Here is an 18682-nt window from a genome sequence, read left to right as displayed (position 1 = left end):
TCATGGTCTATCGCTTAGCATCACCCGCTTTCCTTGTCGTGCTGATTCCCGGGCGGCAGCGAGAATTTCTACCACCACCAGGTTGTTAGCCAGCGACGAAAGATCATTTTCCGGTATTTCCCCGGCTGTTAACACAGCTGTTAAATAGGTCAGGTGGTTACTGAAATATTCACTATTTACCGCCAACTGCACACTTCTTTGCACGCTTTGGTTACGTACAAGCGTTTCGGGATCTACCGCATGGAGGGAGGCTGAATCGCCGTATACCTGCATATCCTTAATACTATATGGCCAGTCCCAAGAGGCTTGTATTACTCCCGTCACGCCATTAGCGTATTCCAATATTATGGTTGCATCGTCATCTACGCGCGGGTATACCGCAGGTTTCAACTGCCTTGTCACCGCTGTGACGGCTATGGGGCGTTGACCATCCATCAGCCAGGTCATCAGGTTTGCGCCATAACAACCAAAGTCCATCAACGCTCCGCCGCCGTTCTTCTCGGGATCGGTAAGCCAGCTTAGAAATGCTTCGCTGCACCCAATCTCCTTTGGGCCTTGATGGCCATCCCGTACCACCACTTTTTTGAGTTTACCAATATTCCCCTCGCTCACCAGTTGCTTGAGCACATGGTTGCTTCGGTACCAGGTAGTCTCATAGTTGGTTAATACCGGCGTATCATACCGGGCAGCCAGCTTTGCGATCTTCCTGGCCTGCTCCACCGTTGTGGCCAGCGGCTTTTCAACCATCAACGGGATTTTCAGGGGCAGGCAAATCTCCGCTACATCAACGTGTTCCGCAATGGCATTGTAAGCCAGCACCACATCGGGCCGGACGGCGTGCAGCATCTCTGCTACCGTATGGAAAAACAGCGAATCGGGCAGCTGATACCGCTCCTTATAACGGCTGGCCAGTTGTGAATCGGACTCGGCGATTCCAAGGATATCAACCTCAAGGCGTTGATGGGCATTGAGCAAGGGATGAACATGGTCATGGCTAAGGCCGGCTATTGCTACCTTCAAACGCTCCTGGGCACTCGCAGGCGCCGCGCATACAAAAAGCAGGGCAAGGGATATAACCGAAAGGTATGGCGTTGGCATTATCATTGTACGCAAATCGATTAAAAGCCAAGTATATGCAAAAAAATCGTAGTTAATGCAAGGTATTGCACGATAATTAACAGATATTTCCTATGTTTACACCACCAAAGTTTTTTTAAATGAGAACTGTAAGTAATTGTATACTAATATCATGCATGGGCATGATTGCCGTGTTTTCTCAAAGCTGTAAGCCAAAACAGGTTGTGCTGCAGCCCGCTGCCGAGGTCGTTGAACGGGAAACCCCTGATGAACGCATCGTTACGGAAACACCCAAAACGGAGATACCTGAGGCACCCACCAGGCGCGATCCTGCACCGGCGGAACCACCGAACTACAATTTCAAGAACATTCAGTTTGAATTCGACTCGTCCGTACTGAAAACAAGTTCTTATGCAGTTCTTGACCAAATTGCGCGGGAAATGCTGAAAGATCCGAACGCCCGGTTCATCATCAACGGCCACGCTTCCGTCGAAGGTACGGCGGAGTATAACATGGAGCTATCCGTTGACAGGGCTAATGCTGTTAAATTGTACCTGGTCAACTCAGGAATCTCCGGCAACAACCTCACCGTGAAAGGTTACGGCGCCACACGACCTACCGCTTCCAACGATACGGAATCGGGCAGGGCATTGAACCGGCGGGTGGAAATCGAGCATATAGATTAACGTTTTATATGGCTGACTTGAAATACAACCAACGGGGGGTATCCGCGGGTAAAGAAGACGTACATCAGGCCATCAAGAACATAGACAAGGGGCTTTTCCCAAAAGCGTTCTGCAAAATCATCCCGGATGTCCTCGGAGGGGATCCGGGGTGGTGCAACATTATGCATGCGGATGGCGCTGGCACCAAATCATCGCTCGCCTATGTGTATTGGCGGGAAACCGGCGATCTTTCTGTGTGGCGCGGAATAGCCCAAGATGCGATTATCATGAACCTGGATGACCTGCTTTGCATAGGAGCTACGGATAACATCCTGTTGTCATCAACCATCGGACGCAACAAAAACCTGATTCCCGGCGAGGTCATTGCGGCCATCATAAACGGAACGGAAGAAATTCTGGCCGAGCTGCGCCAACTCGGCATCGGCATCCACGCTACAGGCGGCGAAACCGCCGACGTGGGCGATTTGGTCCGCACCATCATTGTAGACAGCACCGTCACTTGCCGCATGAAGCGCGATGATGTCATCTCCAACCACCGCATTCAGGCAGGCGACGTCATCGTCGGGCTGGCTTCTTATGGCCGAGCCAGCTATGAACAGGAATATAATGGAGGCATGGGCTCTAACGGGCTTACCGCTGCCAGGCATGACGTCTTCGGCAAAATGGTGGCCGACAGATTTCCGGAAAGCTATGATCCGGCAATTCCTTGCGAACTGGTGTTCTCCGGTACAAAAGGCCTTACCGACGGGATAGATATCCCCGGCTATGGACAGGTGACGGCAGGCAAGCTCGTGCTGTCCCCTACCCGTACATACGCTCCCGTCATCAAACAAGTACTTGATAAATACAGACGGGAAATCCATGGAATTGTCCATTGCAGCGGCGGAGCGCAGACTAAGGTACTCCATTTCCTTGACGACCTCCATGTGATCAAAGATAACTTATTCGACATACCACCATTATTCAAACTCATCCAGCAAGAATCCGACACTGCCTGGCAAGAGATGTACAAGGTTTTCAACATGGGGCACCGCATGGAATTGTATGTTCCGGAACACATTGCAGCAGGTATCATAGACATATCCGAAACGTTCGGCATAGCCGCTCAGATCGTGGGACGTGTGGAACCGTCGGCCGTTAAACAGGTAACCGTAAAATCTCCTTACGGCGAATTCAGCTACCACTAATACCCGTACTGTCAATGCCGTCGTCGTCGAAACTAACTACCATTGGCTGGAAGGAGCTGGTCGATCTGCCTGAATTGGGCATCCGCAATGTGCCCGCCAAGGTTGATACGGGCGCACGTACATCGGTGCTGCATTGCAGCCATATCCAACTGGTAAAAAAAGGCCGTAAACAATACGTCGAGTTCCGTCCGTTGGACGAACGGCATGCCCCCGCAAACAATACTTTCGTATTTCCGTTTCATAGTGAGCGGAAGGTGAAGAATTCGTTCGGACAGGAAGAGAACAGGTATGTCATCCGTACAACCGTCGCCCTGTTCAATGATATCCACCCCATTGAACTATCACTCCGTGACCGGTCAGACATGGAGTTTCCCATACTGTTGGGCAGATCGTTCATCCGCAGGAAATTTATTGTCGATGTGTCACGGGCAAACCTATCAAAGAAACACTTCAGCGGATCAGAATGAAAATAGCAGTTCTATCGACCATCAAGAGCCTGTATTCCACACGGCGGTTGGTGCAGTCGGCCCAAATGCGCGGACATGAATGTGTCGTGATAGACCACAGTCAATGCTATGTAGGCATTAAACAGGGCAAGCCAAGTATTCACTACAAGGGGCAGGATATATCCGATGTCGATGCGATTATACCCCGTATCGGTGCGTCCGTTACCTTTTATGGTTCGGCCATCGTACGCCAATTCGAGGTAATGGGCGTCATATCGGCTAATCCCAGCCAGGCCATCACTCGGTCGCGCGATAAGTTGCGGTGCATGCAAATCCTCTCCGGCGCGGGCATCGGTATGCCCACCACGGGTTTTGCCCGCAGGACGCACGATGTAGATGACCTTATTAAGATGGTGGGCGGCCCCCCATTGGTCATCAAACTGCTTGAAGGCACACAAGGTATCGGCGTGGTGCTGGCAGAAACCAAAAAAGCCGCATCGTCGGTCATTGAAGCTTTTTACGGACTGGGCAATAACATTCTTATCCAAGAGTTTATCAAAGAGTCGCGCGGCACGGACATCCGGGCGTTCGTGGTCGACGGTAAAGTGGTAGGCGCCATGAAACGCACGGCCAAGGAAGGGGAATTCCGATCCAACCTCCATCGCGGCGGCACGGCGGAGATCATCAAACTCAACAAAGCAGAGCGTGAAACTGCGGTCCGCTCCGCCCGTGAATTGGGGCTTACCGTATGCGGTGTGGATATGATACCGTCAGACCGCGGGCCGCTGGTACTGGAAGTCAATTCGTCGCCGGGATTGGAGGGCATTGAAAAAGCCACCAATAAAGACATCGCCGGAGAGGTTATCGCCTTTCTCGAAAAACAATACATCTTGAAACAACAGACCAAGAAAGAACGGAAAGCAAAAGCTGGACCTAAACTTTAAAAATACTATATTTACCAGCCTAAACAGTTCATGACCATGATAAGTAGCATACTGAGCGCAATACATTGGAACATCAAGCCTGAAATATTCAGCATCGGCAGTTTCGAATTGCGTTATTACACCCTGTGTTTCCTGCTGGCATTTATCACCAGCTACGTGTTGATGCTCCGCATCTTCAAGCGTGAAAACAAACCGCAGGAACTGCTCGACCAGCTCAGCATCTACATCTTTGTCGGCACGTTGCTGGGTGCCCGCCTCGGCCATTGCCTCTTTTACGAATTTGATTATTACAAAGACCATCCGTTGGAGATGATCCTCCCGTATACTTACGTAAACGGTAAGTTTACGCTGACCGGATTCCACGGGCTGGCGAGCCATGGCGGAGCCCTCGGTATCCTGGTGGGCATTTTCCTGTTTTGCCGGAAAACCAAAACTGATTTTCTGTGGATTACAGACCGCCTGGTTATCGTCATCCCATTGGCGGGCGCTTTTGTCCGGCTGGGAAACTTCTTCAATTCCGAAATCATCGGCCTTCCTTCTGGCCTGCCGTGGGCGGTGGTTTTCGAGCGGGTAGACGCCATACCCCGGCATCCCGCGCAATTGTATGAGGCCATCGCTTATGTCTTGATATTTATCGTCCTGTGGAACATTTACCGCCGCAAACCGCTGCTGAAGCCTGGGTTTATTTTTGGTCTCTTCCTTATCCTGCTCTTTGGCGCCCGTTTCGGACTCGAATTTTTCAAAGAAAACCAGGAAGCATTTGAAGACAGCATGAAGTTCAACATGGGACAGTTGCTGAGTCTTCCTTTCATTGCCGTGGGCATCTTCTTGCTGGCGAGGCCCTATAAGACAGCTGGCAGGCAAAAGTGATGATTTAGCTTGTCCGTGTTAGGCATGATATTGGCGGTAAGCCAAGCGTTATATTTGCCACATGACAGCTACTTCAGGGAAACACCGTTTCTTGATTTTTATTATATTGGGCTTGCTGGCGGCGATTGGGCCGTTCTCCATCGACATGTACCTGCCCGGGTTCGATGCCATAGCAGCCAGCCTGCACACTACCGTGGCGCATATCCAGCTTTCGCTCACCTCGTTTTTTATCGGCATTGCCTCCGGACAAATCATTTACGGCCCGTTGCTCGACCGCTTTGGCCGTAAGGTACCGCTTATCGTCGGGCTGGGCATCTACATCGCCGCCTCGGTGGGGTGCGCGCTGACCAATACTGCTGATAACCTGATTCTGTACCGGTTTATACAAGCGTTGGGTAGTTGCGGCGGAATGGTCGCCTCGCGGGCCATGGTACGGGACTTCTTTGGCCCGACCGAGAGTGCCAAGATATTTTCGCTCCTGATGCTGATTATCGGCATTTCGCCTATATTAGCCCCCACAGTCGGCAGCTTCGTCATGGCCCATTGGGACTGGCACGGCATATTCATCGTATTGGCAGTGATGGCTACCGCCATCCTGCTGACCGTTATCTTCATCCTTCCGGAAAGCCATGGCTCCGATCCGCGGATTTCGCTCATGCCCAAACCCATTGTGCAATCGTACTGGCAAGTATTCCGTAACCGCCAATTCTTCAGCTACGCTTTTGCCGGCGGCCTGGCGTCTTCGGGCTTATACGCGTATCTGGCAGGTTCGCCCTACATAATGATGAACTTATATGGGTTGAATGAAAAGCAATATGGCATCGTCTTCGCGCTCATTGCCTCCGCCTTGATTACCGCAAGCCAGCTCAACCGCTACCTGCTTAATACCCGGAGCAGCGGGTACGTCGCAAAAATTGCGCTAATCGTCCAGTCATCCATCGGCGTGGTATTAGCGGTATTATCGCTCTCAGGTATCATTAACCTTTACGTGATGGTTGCCTTGATCTTCCTGTTCCTCGGTTCACAGGGGTTTGTCTTTCCAAACACCTCGGCATTGGCCCTGGCTCCGTTCAGCAGGTTGGCGGGCAGTGCATCAGCTTTGATGGGTAGTATACAGATGGGCTGCGGTGCATTGTCATCCGCGCTGGTAAGCTACCTGCATAACCAAACCGCGGTGCCAATGACGGCGGTCATGGCAGGCTGCGCCGTCCTCAGCCTTTTTATCCTTTTAGCAGGCTCTCCACGGCCAGCCGATAGCCGTCCAGGCCAAAACCGCAGATAACCCCCTTGCAGTTTTTAGCGAGGTACGAATGGTGGCGGAACGGCTCACGGGCATATACGTTGGATATATGCACTTCCACAACCGGGGTGGTAACCGCCGCAATGGCATCGGCAATGGCCAGCGATGTATGGGTATAAGCTCCCGCGTTAAGAACGATGCCGTCGGCGGAAAAGCCCACCTCGTGGATTTTGTCGATAATTGCACCTTCATGGTTACTTTGAAAATACGACAAGCCCAGCCCGGGATACGAAGCCCGGAGCGTCTCAAAGTATGTGGAAAACTCCAGGTCACCGTAGATGCCTTTTTCCCGAACGCCCAGCAGGTTGAGGTTGGGTCCGTTAATGATTATAATATTGCTCATATGGAGACAAACTTAGCAAACAATCCGACCGATTCAAAGCGGTTGGTCCCCGCCAGGGCACCTGCATGCAATAAGCTCCCGCAAAATTAACAGTTAATTATTTTGCTAAAACGAATTTGCATATCCATAACTAAATAATTTTTCGCATATTGCACCCCAGTTGCATGCAATAAACCTATTATAATGGTATAAACAGTGAAACATCACATGAAACGAAGAACATTCATCCAAAACACAACGGCATTGGGAATCGGACTGATGGCCGGCCGTTTTCCCTCAGCCGCCGCGCAGCAAAATTTTCCTGTCGTACGGGTGCCGGAAAACCAGCGGCATTTCTCCAGTACGGTTATCGAACAGGCCATTGAAGAGTTCCAGCGCCATGTAAGCAACAAGGAGTTGGGCTGGCTCTTCGGCAATTGCTTTCCGAACACGTTGGATACCACCGTCTTTCCGGAGGAAAAAGGAGGAAAACCTTACACATACGTCATTACCGGCGATATCGACGCTATGTGGCTTCGCGACAGCTGCGCCCAGGTGTGGCCGTACCTGCCTTTCATGGCGGCTGACAAAAATCTGCAGCGGCTTATCGCCGGGTTGGTCAATAAACAAAGCCAATGTATCAACATCGACCCTTACGCCAATGCCTTTTACAATGACCCCACAAAAGTAGGCGAATGGGGCAGCGACCATACCGATATGAAACCCGGCATACATGAACGTAAATGGGAAATCGATTCGCTTTGCTATGCTATCCGCCTGGCCTATGGGTACTGGAAAACCACAGGTGATAAAAACCCTTTCGACGGAGAGTGGCTCAACGCCCAACGTAATATCGTCAAAACATTCAAGGAACAGCAGCGGAAGGATGACCTCGGCCCTTACCGCTTTGAACGTACCACAGCACGGGGTTCCGATACCCTACAGGTAGATGGATACGGTTATCCGGTCAATCCGGTAGGGCTCATCTGCTCGAGCTTCCGGCCAAGCGACGACGCCACTGTTTTTTCCTTCCTCATCCCTTCAAACTTGTTCGCGGTGGTCACACTGCGCCAATCGGCTGAAATGGTCGCCCACCTGGCAAACGAGCAAAAACTGGCCACTGAAATGCTCGATCTGGCCGATGAAGTGGAACAGGCCGTAAAAACCTACGGCATCGTGGATCACCCCATGCACGGGCGTGTATATGCGTATGAAGTGGATGGCTTCGGCAGCTATCTAATGATGGATGATGCCAATATCCCCAGCCTGCTGTCGCTGCCTTACTTAGATGCGGTAGACGTAAACGACCCGATATACCAACGTACACGCGCGTACGTACTGTCGGCCAATAATCCGTTCTTCTTCAAAGGCAGCGCTGCCGAAGGCATCGGCGGCCCGCACATCGGCCGTGACATGATATGGCCAATGGCCATCACCATGAGGGGGCTCACATCAATAAATGACGGTGAAATCAAGGCATGCATCGAAACGTTGCGCCGTACCCACGGCGACACCGGATTCATGCATGAGTCATTCCATAAAGACGACCCCAAGAAGTTTACCCGGAAGTGGTTCGCCTGGGCAAACACCCTGTTCGGCGAGTTCTTATGGAAGACCTATAAAGAAAAACCATATCTGCTGAAATAATGGTAAACGGTGGTCGGTGGTCAGTGGTCGGTGGTCAGTGGCCGGTGGTCGGTGGCCGGGTTGTCGATCACCCATCACCGATCACAGATCACCAATCACCAATCACCGATCACCAATCACCAATCACCAACCACTGACCACCAACCACCAACCACCAATCACCAATCACCAAAAAAATGGGCCCGATAGGAATTTTTGACTCAGGATACGGCGGATTGACGGTATTCCGGGAAATCGTCAAGAAGCTGCCGCAATACGACTACATATATCTCGGTGACAACGCTCGCGTACCCTACGGTACCCGATCTTTCGAGACGGTATATGCCTACACGAAAGAATGCGTGGAGCAATTATTCGGTATGGGTTGCCGACTTGTTATCCTGGCATGCAACACGGCTTCAGCTAAAGCCTTACGTTCCATCCAGCAGCAAGACCTGCCCCGTTACCCCGACCTGCGCAAGGTGCTCGGCGTTATCCGGCCAACGACCGAAATCATCGGCAATCATACCCAAACCCGGCAGGTGGGCATCTTAGCTACCCCCGGCACAGTCAAATCAGGGTCATACCAGATAGAAATCCAGAAATTTTTCCCAGACATAACGGTTTTCCAGCACGCCTGCTCCATGTGGGTTCCGTTAGTCGAAAACAACGAACTGGATTCTCCTGGAGCCGCCTATTTCGTGGAGAAAGACGTCAAGCAGCTCCTGCAGCAGTCGCCTGCCATTGATGCAGTAATATTGGCTTGCACCCATTACCCCCTGCTTCTGCCACTCATCAAGCAATGTATGCCTCCCCATATCAAGGTGCTGTCACAAGGTACACTGGTTGCCGATAGCTTAGCCGATTACCTCAACCGGCATCCCGAAGTAGCGGCGTTATGTACTATGGAGGGCACCATCCGCTTTTTCACCACAGACAATGCATTGGATTTCGAAGAAAAGGCGGGAATATTTTATGGTCGCCCCATACGCGCCGAAGCGTTGTCGCTGTAGTCGGCACGCTTATGCTTACCCGGGGCTTCACCGACGACCGGCCACCGGCCACTGACCACCGACCACCATCCACTGACCACCATCCACTGACCACCGACGACCGGCCACCGACCGACCACCATCCACCACGTGGATTACCGATCCGTAGCGATGGTAACCTCCACCCGCCTGTTCCGTTGCCTGCCCTCCTTGGTATTGTTGGGTGCTATAGGTTTCGATTGGCCATAGCCGTTCGTGGTGATCCGGTTTTCCGCGAGTCCTCGCTCCACTACATATTTTTTCACCGACTCTGCCCGCTTTTCAGATAGCCACAAATTGTATTCCTCCGTCCCGGTAGCATCCGTGTGCCCATCCACAATCAGCGACGCCTTTGGATAGTCTTTCAGCAATTCCACCAGTTTATCAAGTTCCTTCTTGGCCTTGTCGGTCAAATATGACGAATTAACCGGAAACAACACATCCGATTCAAAAGTAACCATGATACCGCGATCGGTCATCGACGCACTCTCGAAATCGCGCTGCACATGCTGCAAACCATCCTCCGTGCCGTCAATGGTTACATGGGCACCCGGGTTCACAGCCATTTTCCTGTTCTTACACGACAAGAAAACCGTGAATAATCCCAATACAAACGAAAAAAGGATATACTTTTTCATACAGCGGTAAAAATAGTAAAAGTTACTCAACAGAAAAATGGTTTTCAACAACCTGTTTTATGGCCGGATGATCTGAAAACAAACTCCAAATCAGCCCAGTCCTGCCGTTTTCAACCATAACCACCACGGCAGCCTGGTGCAGCGCGTCGTGCGACGGGGCAACAGCGTTTCCCCGTACGGCTAACCACTTGCGGAAGCCGTATTCGGTGAACAATTCCTCGCCGTACTTATGGTAAAACGCCCGTATAGACCGAAGGGCCTCGGCAGGCTGGTACGCATAGCTTGCACATGCCAGCGCGGGGCTCACCTTCCGCAACGTGTCCGGCGCACCGGGCATCGTCACCAACCCCCAAATGTCCAGCGAGGGATCTCCCGTACCCACAGCGTTATCCCTACGCTGATAACCCTGTGTAAGGTTAATGTGGTTATCATAATAGTTGGCAAACGTATCCCGCTTGCCTCTGGGATCAAAGGCCAAAAACGGCTTATAAGCTTCCAGTAACGAAGTGTCTATCGTCCCCACGGAAACATGTAATCCGTAGACGGTGGTATCTTTACCATATGGAAACTCCTGGTAGCGCGGCAGTACAGGCGGGGCATCGGCATTCAGCCTGACAGAAAATGCGGCGTTGTCAGCCAGCTGCATCACGTGGCTGGAATCGGCCAGTTGCCGGCGTATGCCCAGCCCCAGCGCATAAGCTTCGGGAGCCAGCGCATACCGCGGCGAAGCCAACGCCAATATATAGCTTACGAAATCCCCATTAAATCCGCCCATTGGCTTGGCATCCTTGAACCCGGTCACGGGCGACCAGCGATCCAGCAGGATATGCTCCTGCCCTTCCGCAACAAACCGGTTCCATTCCACTTCCTGCCATAGGGTATCTACTTGCTGCGCCCAAGGCGCATCATGGAAATACTGTCTTGCGGCCAGCAATCCCTGCATCAAAAATGCGGTGGCCCGGAGATTCACCACGGGAACCGCGTCCGCGTCATAGACACCCTTTCCCGTACGCCCGTCTATCCGCGCGGGGAAAGCTCCATGATACCGGTCGGCTTTCGCCAGGAATTTGACAATACGTTCCAGCCGCCCCCCCGCAACGGTGCGCGACAGGAAGCCCCGCTCAGCGGCCACAATATGGGAAAGGATACTCAGCCCCGTCTCCATAACGGAAACCGTGGCATCATCCACTCCGAAACGGACGGCATGCATACCGCTATTGACTTCGGCCCGTTCCGCAAAATAGTTGAAATGTGCGGCTTGGATCACATCCAACAGCGCCTCATCACTGGCCGTTTCGGTCGTCGCTTTAAGCACGTTGGAAAAGGGCGATTCCAGGTAGTCGTAGTCCACCCACGCTATTTTATAATAATATGTTTTGTTGGCCTGGGGCACAAAGTCTGTGCACTTCTGTACAAAAACCGGCCGGATGGCCACGGGCTCAAAGCGCTCATTATCTTCCGAACGGTAAATCTTGATGTAGCGGATACTGGGAGTAAGCGGCAGCTGCCAGGTAAGATCAACATGGCGTTCAAATGCCTTGGCGGCAGATAGCACGGCCGGCGAAGAGAGTTTAACCCGCGGTGGCCGCTCCGGCAGGAACTCCACCTGATCAATGTACAGCCGGTGCACATCCCCGTCCGCCCCGGTTTGCGACAGCTGTAAGCCAGAAATCGGCAACTCGCGGCGCAAACCACGGAAGGCTTTCAGCGGCAACTGCACATTGAGCCACATATTGGGCTGGAAATCCGATATGTAATCCGCCAGGTTTACCGTCCCAGTTAATGTATCTTGCTGAAGTAAAGCCACCCCCGGCAGCACTCCGCGCTCCGCGGTTGATGCAACGTACAGTTTGAGCGTCAACATGTCGTCTTGCTTTGGTCGGTAATGACCTGCTGCATCCGGATAAGTAAGGGTTACGCGCCAACTGCCCCCCCGCACTGATGCATACCTCAGCGACAGCGCGTTACCCGGTGTAAAATACACCGAATCAGAAACGGGCAGCCTCCCCCCGATATTTTCAACCCAGCTTAAGCTGTCATGCCGGACACTGCTATAGGCATAATTCCCGCTCATAACACTGTTTTCAAATAGCACTTCGGGATAAGTGTCCGCAGCAACGCGGGAAATCAGGCCAACAAACAACAAAAAGGACAAGGTAATTGCTTTAACCATAAGCACAGCGCTACATTAAATGAACCGCATCACTCTACGCAAAAACCAAGCCACTGCCATCAATCACGAATCACATTTTAAAATAGCAATCCAATTACCTAACTTAGCGGCCTGATTTTGCTTTGAGCGCACTTATGGAAACAACGTTTGATTTTGAAAAACCAATAGCTGACCTGCAAATGCAAATTGAAAAAGTACGTCAGGTGGCTGAAAAGACCAAGGTGGATATGAGCGCTACACTGACCGAATTGCAGGAAAAATTGGAAAAAACCAAACACGAGATATACAGCAACATGACGGGTTGGCAAAAGGTACAGATGTCACGCCATCCTGACCGGCCGCAGACGCTCGATTACGTCAGCATGATCTGCGAAGATTTCATTGAGCTGCATGGCGACCGGAATGTGAAGGATGACAAGGCCATCGTGGGCGGTTTTGCCACCATCGGCGGGCAGCCCCTGATGATTATCGGCCACCAAAAGGGTAAAAACACCAAAGAACGGCAGTTCCGTAACTTCGGCATGGCCAACCCCGAGGGTTACCGGAAAGCGTTGCGACTGATGAAGCTGGCCGAAAAATTCAATAAACCCGTAGTCACCCTCATAGACACCATGGGTGCCTACCCGGGTATCGAAGCTGAAGAACGGGGCCAAGGTGAAGCCATCGCCCGGAATCTGTTGGAAATGTCGATACTGAAAGTACCCATTATCTGCATCGTCATCGGAGAGGGCGCGTCCGGCGGAGCGCTGGGTATCGGCGTGGGCGATCGCGTTTATATGCTTGAACATACCTGGTATTCCGTCATATCGCCCGAATCCTGCTCTTCCATCCTTTGGCGCAGCTGGGATTATAAAGAAAAAGCCGCCGAAGCGCTGAAACTCACGGCGGAAGACATGCTCAAAAACGGCCTGATTGACGGCATCATCCCCGAACCGCTGGGTGGAGCCCACCACAACCCGAAAGCTATCGCCGAAACTGTCAAACAGAAATTGGTGGCTGATTTGACGGAACTTCGGCAAAAACCCGCCAATCAGCTGGTTACGGAGCGTATCAATAAATTCAGCGGGATGGGCGTGGTTATTGAATAGCCCCTCAATCTATCGCCCTATCCAGGTGCACATAGCCACCGTCCACATGGATAAGCTGACCCGTTGTATGGCTTGACCGCTCCGACAACAGGAACACCGTCATATCGGCAATCTCCCCTACCGTAGTCATCCGTCTCCCGAGCGGTATGCGTTGGGTAATCTTAGCCAATGCCCCTTCTGGATTGGGAAGCGTCTGTATCCATTTCTCATATAATGGCGTATAGCACTCCGCTACGATAATGGCATTTACCCGGATGCCGTAAGGCAACAACTCCACGGCCCACTCCCGCGTCAGCGCATTGCGTCCACCGTTGGCGGCGGCATAGCCCGACGTGTTCCCCTGTCCGGTTTCAGCGGTTTTGGAACTGATATTAATGATCGCACCTTTACTCGACTTCAGTGCGGGTAAGGCATGGTGAGCCATCAGGTAATAGTGAACCAGCGACTTATGCAGGCTATCTACAAATTGCTGATATCCTCCGTTTTCCAATCCCACGCCATCGTTTACCCCGGCATTGTTCACTAAACCATCAATTCGGCCGAACCGCGCCAGTGTCTCACTGACCGCCCGTTGGCAGTCGTCCGGACGGGTAAGCTCGGCCTCCACGCAGAAAGCACGTCCGCCCCTTGCTTCAATCTCCTGCCGCACCAATTCATTGTCGGTACGTCTGCGGCCGACAATCACCGGAATAGCCCCTTCCTCCGCCAGCGCCAGCGCAATACCCTTGCCAATGCCCTTGGCTCCGCCCGTAACGATCACGATTTTGTCTTTCAGGTTCAAATCCATGTCTATATACTATAGTTTATAAAAATCCGTGGCATTTTTATGCCAAACCAACGCCTGCTCGGCTAAGGTAAACCGTCCAACAGCATCCTCCACCAGCGATAATACCGCCTTGTAGTCCGCCGCCACCAGGCACACCGGCCAATCGGAACCGAACATCACCCTTTCCGGACCGAACGACTGAAGGACATGCTGGATATAATAGGAAAAATCGGCCGGCTTCCAGGTATTCCAGTCGGCCTCGGTAACCATACCCGATAATTTGCAGCAGACGTTAGGGTATTGCGCCAGGACTGCCATCTGCGTAGCCCAGGGTTCGTGTACCCGCGCTTTGATGTAAGGTTTGGCCAGGTGGTCAATAACAAACCGCTGGCGGGGAAAACCATCCACAAATTCCAGCACGGCGTCCAGTTGATGGGGCTTCACCAGGATATCATAGGTATAACCGAAGCGCCCCAGCGCCTCGATGCCGGCCAGGAATGCCGGGCGAAGCAAAAAGCGCGGGTCCTCTTCCCCCTGGACAATGTGACGGAACCCCTTGAGCTTGGGATACCTGCTGAAAAAAGCGAGCCGCTCCTCCACACGCTCGTCCTGCAGATCGACCCAGCCTACCACTCCCTTGATAAAAGGGTATTCGTCGGCCAATCGGAGGAGAAACAGCGTTTCCTCCTCCGATTGGCCGGCCTGCACAGCTACGCAGCCGGATATCCCGTGGGTATCGTAAACAGTTTTCAGATCAGCCGGCATGAAATCCCGCTGGATAACCGCCATATCATCGGTAATCCATGCGTCTTTTACCGGATGGTACCGCCAGAAATGCTGGTGTGCATCAATCCGTTCCATAGGCTTTCACCACCTGGCGTGAAGTCCCCAGGCCATCGGCTCCCAGTTCCACCACATCGCCGGGCTTGAGGTATACCGGCGGCTGAAAGCCAAGCCCCACGCCGGCGGGTGTACCCGTGGAAATCACGTCGCCCGGCAACAGTGTCATGAACTGGCTCACGTAACTGATAATAAACGGAATGCTGAATATCAGGTTTCGGGTATTCCCGTCCTGGTAGGCCTTGCCGTTCACGGTAAGCCATAGCCGCACATTATCAATATCCGTAATCTCCTGCGGCGTTGCCAAAAAAGGTCCTATCGGCGCAAAGGTGTCACAGCCCTTGCCCTTATCCCACGTGCCGCCGCGCTCCAGCTGAAACTCCCGCTCAGAAACATCGTTATGAAGCACGTAGCCCGCCACATGGTCCATCGCCGCCGATTCCTCCACATAGGTAGCCCGTCTGCCGATGACGACACCGACCTCCACTTCCCAGTCCGTCTTGCTGGAATTTTTGGGGATAACGATATCGTCAAACGGACCGCTAAGCGATGTGGTCGATTTCATGAAAATGATAGGTTCCGTCGGAATTTTCGCACCGGTTTCTTCGGCATGGTCACGGTAATTCAATCCGATGCAGACAATTTTCGAAGGACGCGCGATCGGACTGCCCAGCCGTGCACCTTCGGGAATTGGAATTAACGCCCCTTCGTTGGCTTTCACAAACTCCTCCAGCCTGTCCAGACCGTTACTTCCAAAAAATTGTTCGTCGTAATCACCACCGAACGCGGAAACATCGTAATTGATGCCATTCAGGTGTACCCCTATCTGTTCGCGGCCGGGGTCGCCATATCGGATTAACTTCATCTTTTATAGTATATCGATTAATTATTCAATTTGATAAAGCCACCATCAATGGGATAGTCGTTCCCTGTGATGAAGGCCGCTTCGTCGGAGCATAGGTAAAGCGCCAAGGAGGCAATTTCCTCCGGCTTGGCCATCCGGCCGATCGGCTGGCTTTTGGATAACGTTTCAAACATCTCGGCTTCCCGGCCGGGATAATTTTTGGCAATGAACCCATCTACGAAAGGAGTATGTACCCGCGCCGGCGATAGGCTATTGCAACGGATTCCGTAATGCAGGTAATCACGGGCTACCGACAGGGTCATCGCATAAACGGCACCTTTGCTGGCCGAATAGGCAAATCGGTCGGATAGGCCAACCCACGCCGCTATCGATGCCATGTTAAGAATCGCCCCACCCCCGTTTTCTTTCATCAGCGGCACCACAGCATGCAGCATATTGTATGCGCCTTTGATATTTACGGAGTAAATCCGGTCAAAATCGGCCTCGCTGGTGGTTTCCACGTTTCCCACATGGGCAATCCCCGCATTGTTCACCAAAATATCCGCCTTTCCGATACCATGTATTACGGCCAGCACCTGGTCTTGCCGGCTTACATCGCAAGCGTGGACGGTTGCCGTTCCACCACCTGCCCGGATTTCTTCGGCCAACACATCGGCTGTGGCCGTATTTAACTCCAGAATATGCACCGAAGCACCTTCTGCGGCAAAACAGAGGCTGATGGCGCGTCCTATCCCGCTGCCGCCGCCTGTGATAATTGCCGTTTTACTGTTCAGTTTCTTAGTTGACATCATGATTGTTTATGGTAATCCTTATAATGATACCCCCCTGCGCCAGGGGATAAAGTCGTCCTGTCCCAATAACACCGCCTTGGGCTGCACGTTGCCGCTGGCCACATCGATGATATAATCCAGAATCCGGTGCGCCACCTGCTGAATGGTTTCCGTGCCCTCGATGATGGTACCGCAGTTGATATCAATGATATCCGGCATACGTTCGAATAATTTGGTATTTGTTGACAGCTTGATGACCGGCGCTATCGGGTTACCCGTGGGCGTACCGAGTCCCGTGGTAAACAGAACCACGTTGGCCCCCGCACCCACCTCGGCCGTTGTACTTTCCACATCATTGCCCGGCGTACATAACAGGTTCAATCCAGGCTTATTCACCGCCCCCGGATAATCTACTACAGCCGTTACCGGTGATGTACCGCCTTTTTTCGCTGCACCGGCAGACTTGATGGCATCGGTAATGAGGCCGTCCCGGATGTTGCCCGGCGAGGGGTTGGCGTAAAACCCAGAGCCATCCGCCTCGGCCTTAGCCGCGTAGGTTTGCATCAGCTCCATGAACCGCAGGGCCGTGGGCTCATCCACGCACCGATCGCTTAAATTCTGCTCCACTCCGCAAAGCTCAGGAAATTCGGAAAGGATTACCGATCCGCCCATCGTTACCAGCATGTCAGATACATAGCCCAGCGCCGGGTTGGCCGATATGCCCGAAAATCCGTCAGATCCCCCACATTCCAGACCGAGGCATAACTTGTTCAGCGGAGCAGGCTGCCGCCGAAGCTGGTTAGCCTGCATCAACCCGGCAAACGTATGTTTCAGCGCCTGCTGGATCAAGTTCGTCTCCGTGCCCATCAGTTGCTGCTCAAAAATATAGAGCGGTTTGTCAAACGCCGGGTCGCGTTTGGCTATCTCTTCCCGCAGGATAGACGCCTGTGCATGCTGGCATCCCAAGCTCAGCACCGTAGCCCCCGCTACATTCGGATGGGTGATGTATCCGGCAAGCAAGCCGCAAAGCGTTTCCGCATCGGTCCGCGTGCCGCCGCATCCCATCTGGTGGTTCAGGAACTTTACGCCATCCACATGTTCAAACAGCCGCTGCCCGCTGTCCCGTCGTTTGCTGGCCGAGATATCGGCATTCAGGATATCCTCTACGGTGCTTCCCGCACGGTACAGCTCGATAAGCTGGTCTACCTCCGGCTCGTAGTCGCGCGACCGCTTGGTATAACCCAGCTTTTCCTCCAGGGCTTGCTTCATCACCAATACATTGCGGTTTTCGCAGAACACCATGGGGATAACCAGCCAATAGTTAGCCGTGCCCACGGCACCATTGGTACGGTGGTATCCCATAAAAGTGCGTCCCGCAAACGCCGAAACATCCGGCTTTTGCCAGTCCAGTTTCCGGGGGCCGAGCTCAAAGGGGCTCGCCGCGTGGTGGATGTTTTCTGTGGTAATGGTTTCCCCCTGCGGCAACGCCGCGTTCGTCCGCCCCACCAGCACACCATACATGCGCACCTCGTCGCCCGCGGCCAAAGGCTCCAATGTAAATTTATGCTTCGCCTTCACGCCGCCAACAAGCCGGAAATGCGCATCCCCGAAACGGATTTCCATTCCGGCGGGCAGATCCTGCAACGCTACCAATACATTATCCTCGGGATGAATCTGTAAAAAAAGCTGTTTATCGTTCATGTTCTATATCAAGCCTACTAAGTTCAAAAATTTTATCCATTAATACCCACTTTTCGCCAGGATTGGCACCCCGAACCGGACGCTGGTACGTCCACATCAGCTGTTCCCATTCCTGCACACGCGGATTGGCGGCATCGGCCTCCGCTTTCTGTTCAAATGAAAACCCATCGTCAGTCTCCATCACCATCACCAACCGGTTCGAAAACCGGTAAATTTCCATACGCCTGATCCCTGAACCAAAAATGGATTCCTTGATTTCAGGCCACACTTCCTGGTGCCACCGTTCGTATTCCGCAATAAGACGGGCATCATCCTGCAAATCCAGGGTCAACACATATCGTTCCATATACTG

19 protein-coding genes are annotated in these 18682 nt (G+C 52.6%); 9 read left to right on the top strand and 10 right to left on the bottom strand.

Translation table 11 applies throughout. The annotated features are described in order from the left end of the window. Positions 1-1104, bottom strand: a complete 1104-nt coding sequence (locus tag BM030_RS12830; RefSeq protein ID WP_244518920.1) for a Gfo/Idh/MocA family protein — start codon at positions 1102-1104, stop codon at positions 1-3. A gap of 149 nt (positions 1105-1253) precedes the next feature. Between BM030_RS12830 and BM030_RS12825 the strand changes: the two genes are divergently transcribed. The 6 genes from BM030_RS12825 (at position 1254) to BM030_RS12800 (ending at position 6492) form a co-directional block, all read left to right on the top strand. Further along, positions 1254-1763, top strand: a complete 510-nt coding sequence (locus BM030_RS12825) for an OmpA family protein (RefSeq protein ID WP_244518918.1) — start codon at positions 1254-1256, stop codon at positions 1761-1763. Between the two features lie 8 nt (positions 1764-1771). Further along, the gene (locus BM030_RS12820; protein ID WP_090974002.1) at positions 1772-2950 is read left to right on the top strand and encodes an AIR synthase related protein; all 1179 of its coding nucleotides are present in this window, start codon (positions 1772-1774) and stop codon (positions 2948-2950) included. Between the two features lie 14 nt (positions 2951-2964). Beyond that, complete coding sequence (locus BM030_RS12815; RefSeq protein WP_090974001.1) at positions 2965-3417, top strand: ATP-dependent zinc protease family protein; 453 nt, start codon at positions 2965-2967, stop codon at positions 3415-3417. Beyond that, a complete protein-coding gene (rimK, locus tag BM030_RS12810; RefSeq protein WP_090974000.1) occupies positions 3414-4340 on the top strand; it encodes a 30S ribosomal protein S6--L-glutamate ligase in 927 nt (308 codons plus the stop codon). The genes BM030_RS12815 and rimK overlap by 4 nt, the downstream gene beginning before the upstream one ends. 36 nt (positions 4341-4376) lie before the next feature. Next, positions 4377-5210 carry a prolipoprotein diacylglyceryl transferase gene (gene lgt / locus BM030_RS12805; RefSeq protein ID WP_244518916.1) on the top strand — a complete coding sequence of 278 codons (834 nt, stop codon included), beginning with the start codon at positions 4377-4379 and terminating at the stop codon, positions 5208-5210. A 61-nt stretch (positions 5211-5271) separates the two neighbouring features. Further along, positions 5272-6492: a multidrug effflux MFS transporter gene (locus BM030_RS12800; RefSeq protein WP_090973999.1), complete on the top strand. Its 1221-nt coding sequence runs from the start codon at positions 5272-5274 to the stop codon at positions 6490-6492. Here the strand turns inward: BM030_RS12800 and aroQ are convergent. Continuing rightward, positions 6431-6853 carry a type II 3-dehydroquinate dehydratase gene (gene aroQ, locus BM030_RS12795; RefSeq protein ID WP_090973998.1) on the bottom strand — a complete coding sequence of 141 codons (423 nt, stop codon included), beginning with the start codon at positions 6851-6853 and terminating at the stop codon, positions 6431-6433. The genes BM030_RS12800 and aroQ overlap by 62 nt on opposite strands. Before the next feature lie 207 nt (positions 6854-7060). Here aroQ and BM030_RS12790 point away from each other — a divergent pair, with 207 nt between their 5' ends. Further along, a complete protein-coding gene (locus BM030_RS12790) occupies positions 7061-8479 on the top strand; it encodes a glycoside hydrolase family 125 protein (protein ID WP_090973997.1) in 1419 nt (472 codons plus the stop codon). A gap of 176 nt (positions 8480-8655) precedes the next feature. Then, positions 8656-9471 carry a glutamate racemase gene (gene murI / locus BM030_RS12785; protein WP_090973996.1) on the top strand — a complete coding sequence of 272 codons (816 nt, stop codon included), beginning with the start codon at positions 8656-8658 and terminating at the stop codon, positions 9469-9471. A 134-nt stretch (positions 9472-9605) separates the two neighbouring features. Here murI and BM030_RS12775 read toward each other — a convergent pair whose 3' ends face one another. Both BM030_RS12775 and BM030_RS12770 read right to left on the bottom strand, forming a co-directional pair. Next, positions 9606-10127 carry an OmpA family protein gene (locus BM030_RS12775; RefSeq protein WP_090974093.1) on the bottom strand — a complete coding sequence of 174 codons (522 nt, stop codon included), beginning with the start codon at positions 10125-10127 and terminating at the stop codon, positions 9606-9608. A gap of 22 nt (positions 10128-10149) precedes the next feature. Then, positions 10150-12300 carry a glucoamylase family protein gene (locus BM030_RS12770; RefSeq protein ID WP_139215891.1) on the bottom strand — a complete coding sequence of 717 codons (2151 nt, stop codon included), beginning with the start codon at positions 12298-12300 and terminating at the stop codon, positions 10150-10152. Between the two features lie 134 nt (positions 12301-12434). Here BM030_RS12770 and BM030_RS12765 point away from each other — a divergent pair, with 134 nt between their 5' ends. Next, positions 12435-13388 carry an acetyl-CoA carboxylase carboxyltransferase subunit alpha gene (locus tag BM030_RS12765; RefSeq protein ID WP_090973994.1) on the top strand — a complete coding sequence of 318 codons (954 nt, stop codon included), beginning with the start codon at positions 12435-12437 and terminating at the stop codon, positions 13386-13388. A 4-nt stretch (positions 13389-13392) separates the two neighbouring features. Here the strand turns inward: BM030_RS12765 and BM030_RS12760 are convergent, their stop codons facing one another. The 6 genes from BM030_RS12760 to BM030_RS12735 are packed head-to-tail and all read right to left on the bottom strand — an operon-like array spanning position 13393 to position 18676. After that, entirely contained in the window at positions 13393-14175 is a 783-nt protein-coding gene (locus tag BM030_RS12760; protein ID WP_090973993.1) for an L-fucose dehydrogenase, read from the bottom strand. Positions 14176-14184: 9 nt separating this feature from the next. Next, a complete protein-coding gene (locus BM030_RS12755; protein WP_090973992.1) occupies positions 14185-15015 on the bottom strand; it encodes an amidohydrolase family protein in 831 nt (276 codons plus the stop codon). Then, the gene (locus BM030_RS12750) at positions 15002-15859 is read right to left on the bottom strand and encodes a fumarylacetoacetate hydrolase family protein (RefSeq protein WP_090973991.1); all 858 of its coding nucleotides are present in this window, start codon (positions 15857-15859) and stop codon (positions 15002-15004) included. The genes BM030_RS12755 and BM030_RS12750 overlap by 14 nt, the downstream gene beginning before the upstream one ends. Positions 15860-15876: 17 nt before the next feature. Further along, a complete protein-coding gene (locus tag BM030_RS12745; RefSeq protein WP_244518914.1) occupies positions 15877-16650 on the bottom strand; it encodes an SDR family NAD(P)-dependent oxidoreductase in 774 nt (257 codons plus the stop codon). Between the two features lie 18 nt (positions 16651-16668). Further along, a complete protein-coding gene (locus tag BM030_RS12740; RefSeq protein ID WP_090973989.1) occupies positions 16669-18330 on the bottom strand; it encodes a UxaA family hydrolase in 1662 nt (553 codons plus the stop codon). Beyond that, positions 18320-18676 (bottom strand): L-rhamnose mutarotase, encoded by a 357-nt coding sequence (locus BM030_RS12735; RefSeq protein ID WP_090973988.1) that lies wholly within the window; start codon positions 18674-18676, stop codon positions 18320-18322. The genes BM030_RS12740 and BM030_RS12735 overlap by 11 nt, the downstream gene beginning before the upstream one ends. Positions 18677-18682: the final 6 nt, after the last annotated feature.

It is taken from the genome of Parapedobacter composti (genome assembly GCF_900112315.1).
GTDB lineage: Bacteria > Bacteroidota > Bacteroidia > Sphingobacteriales > Sphingobacteriaceae > Parapedobacter > Parapedobacter composti.
Note: the sequence above shows the minus strand (reverse complement) of the source record. Positions and strands in the feature narration are given on the sequence as shown.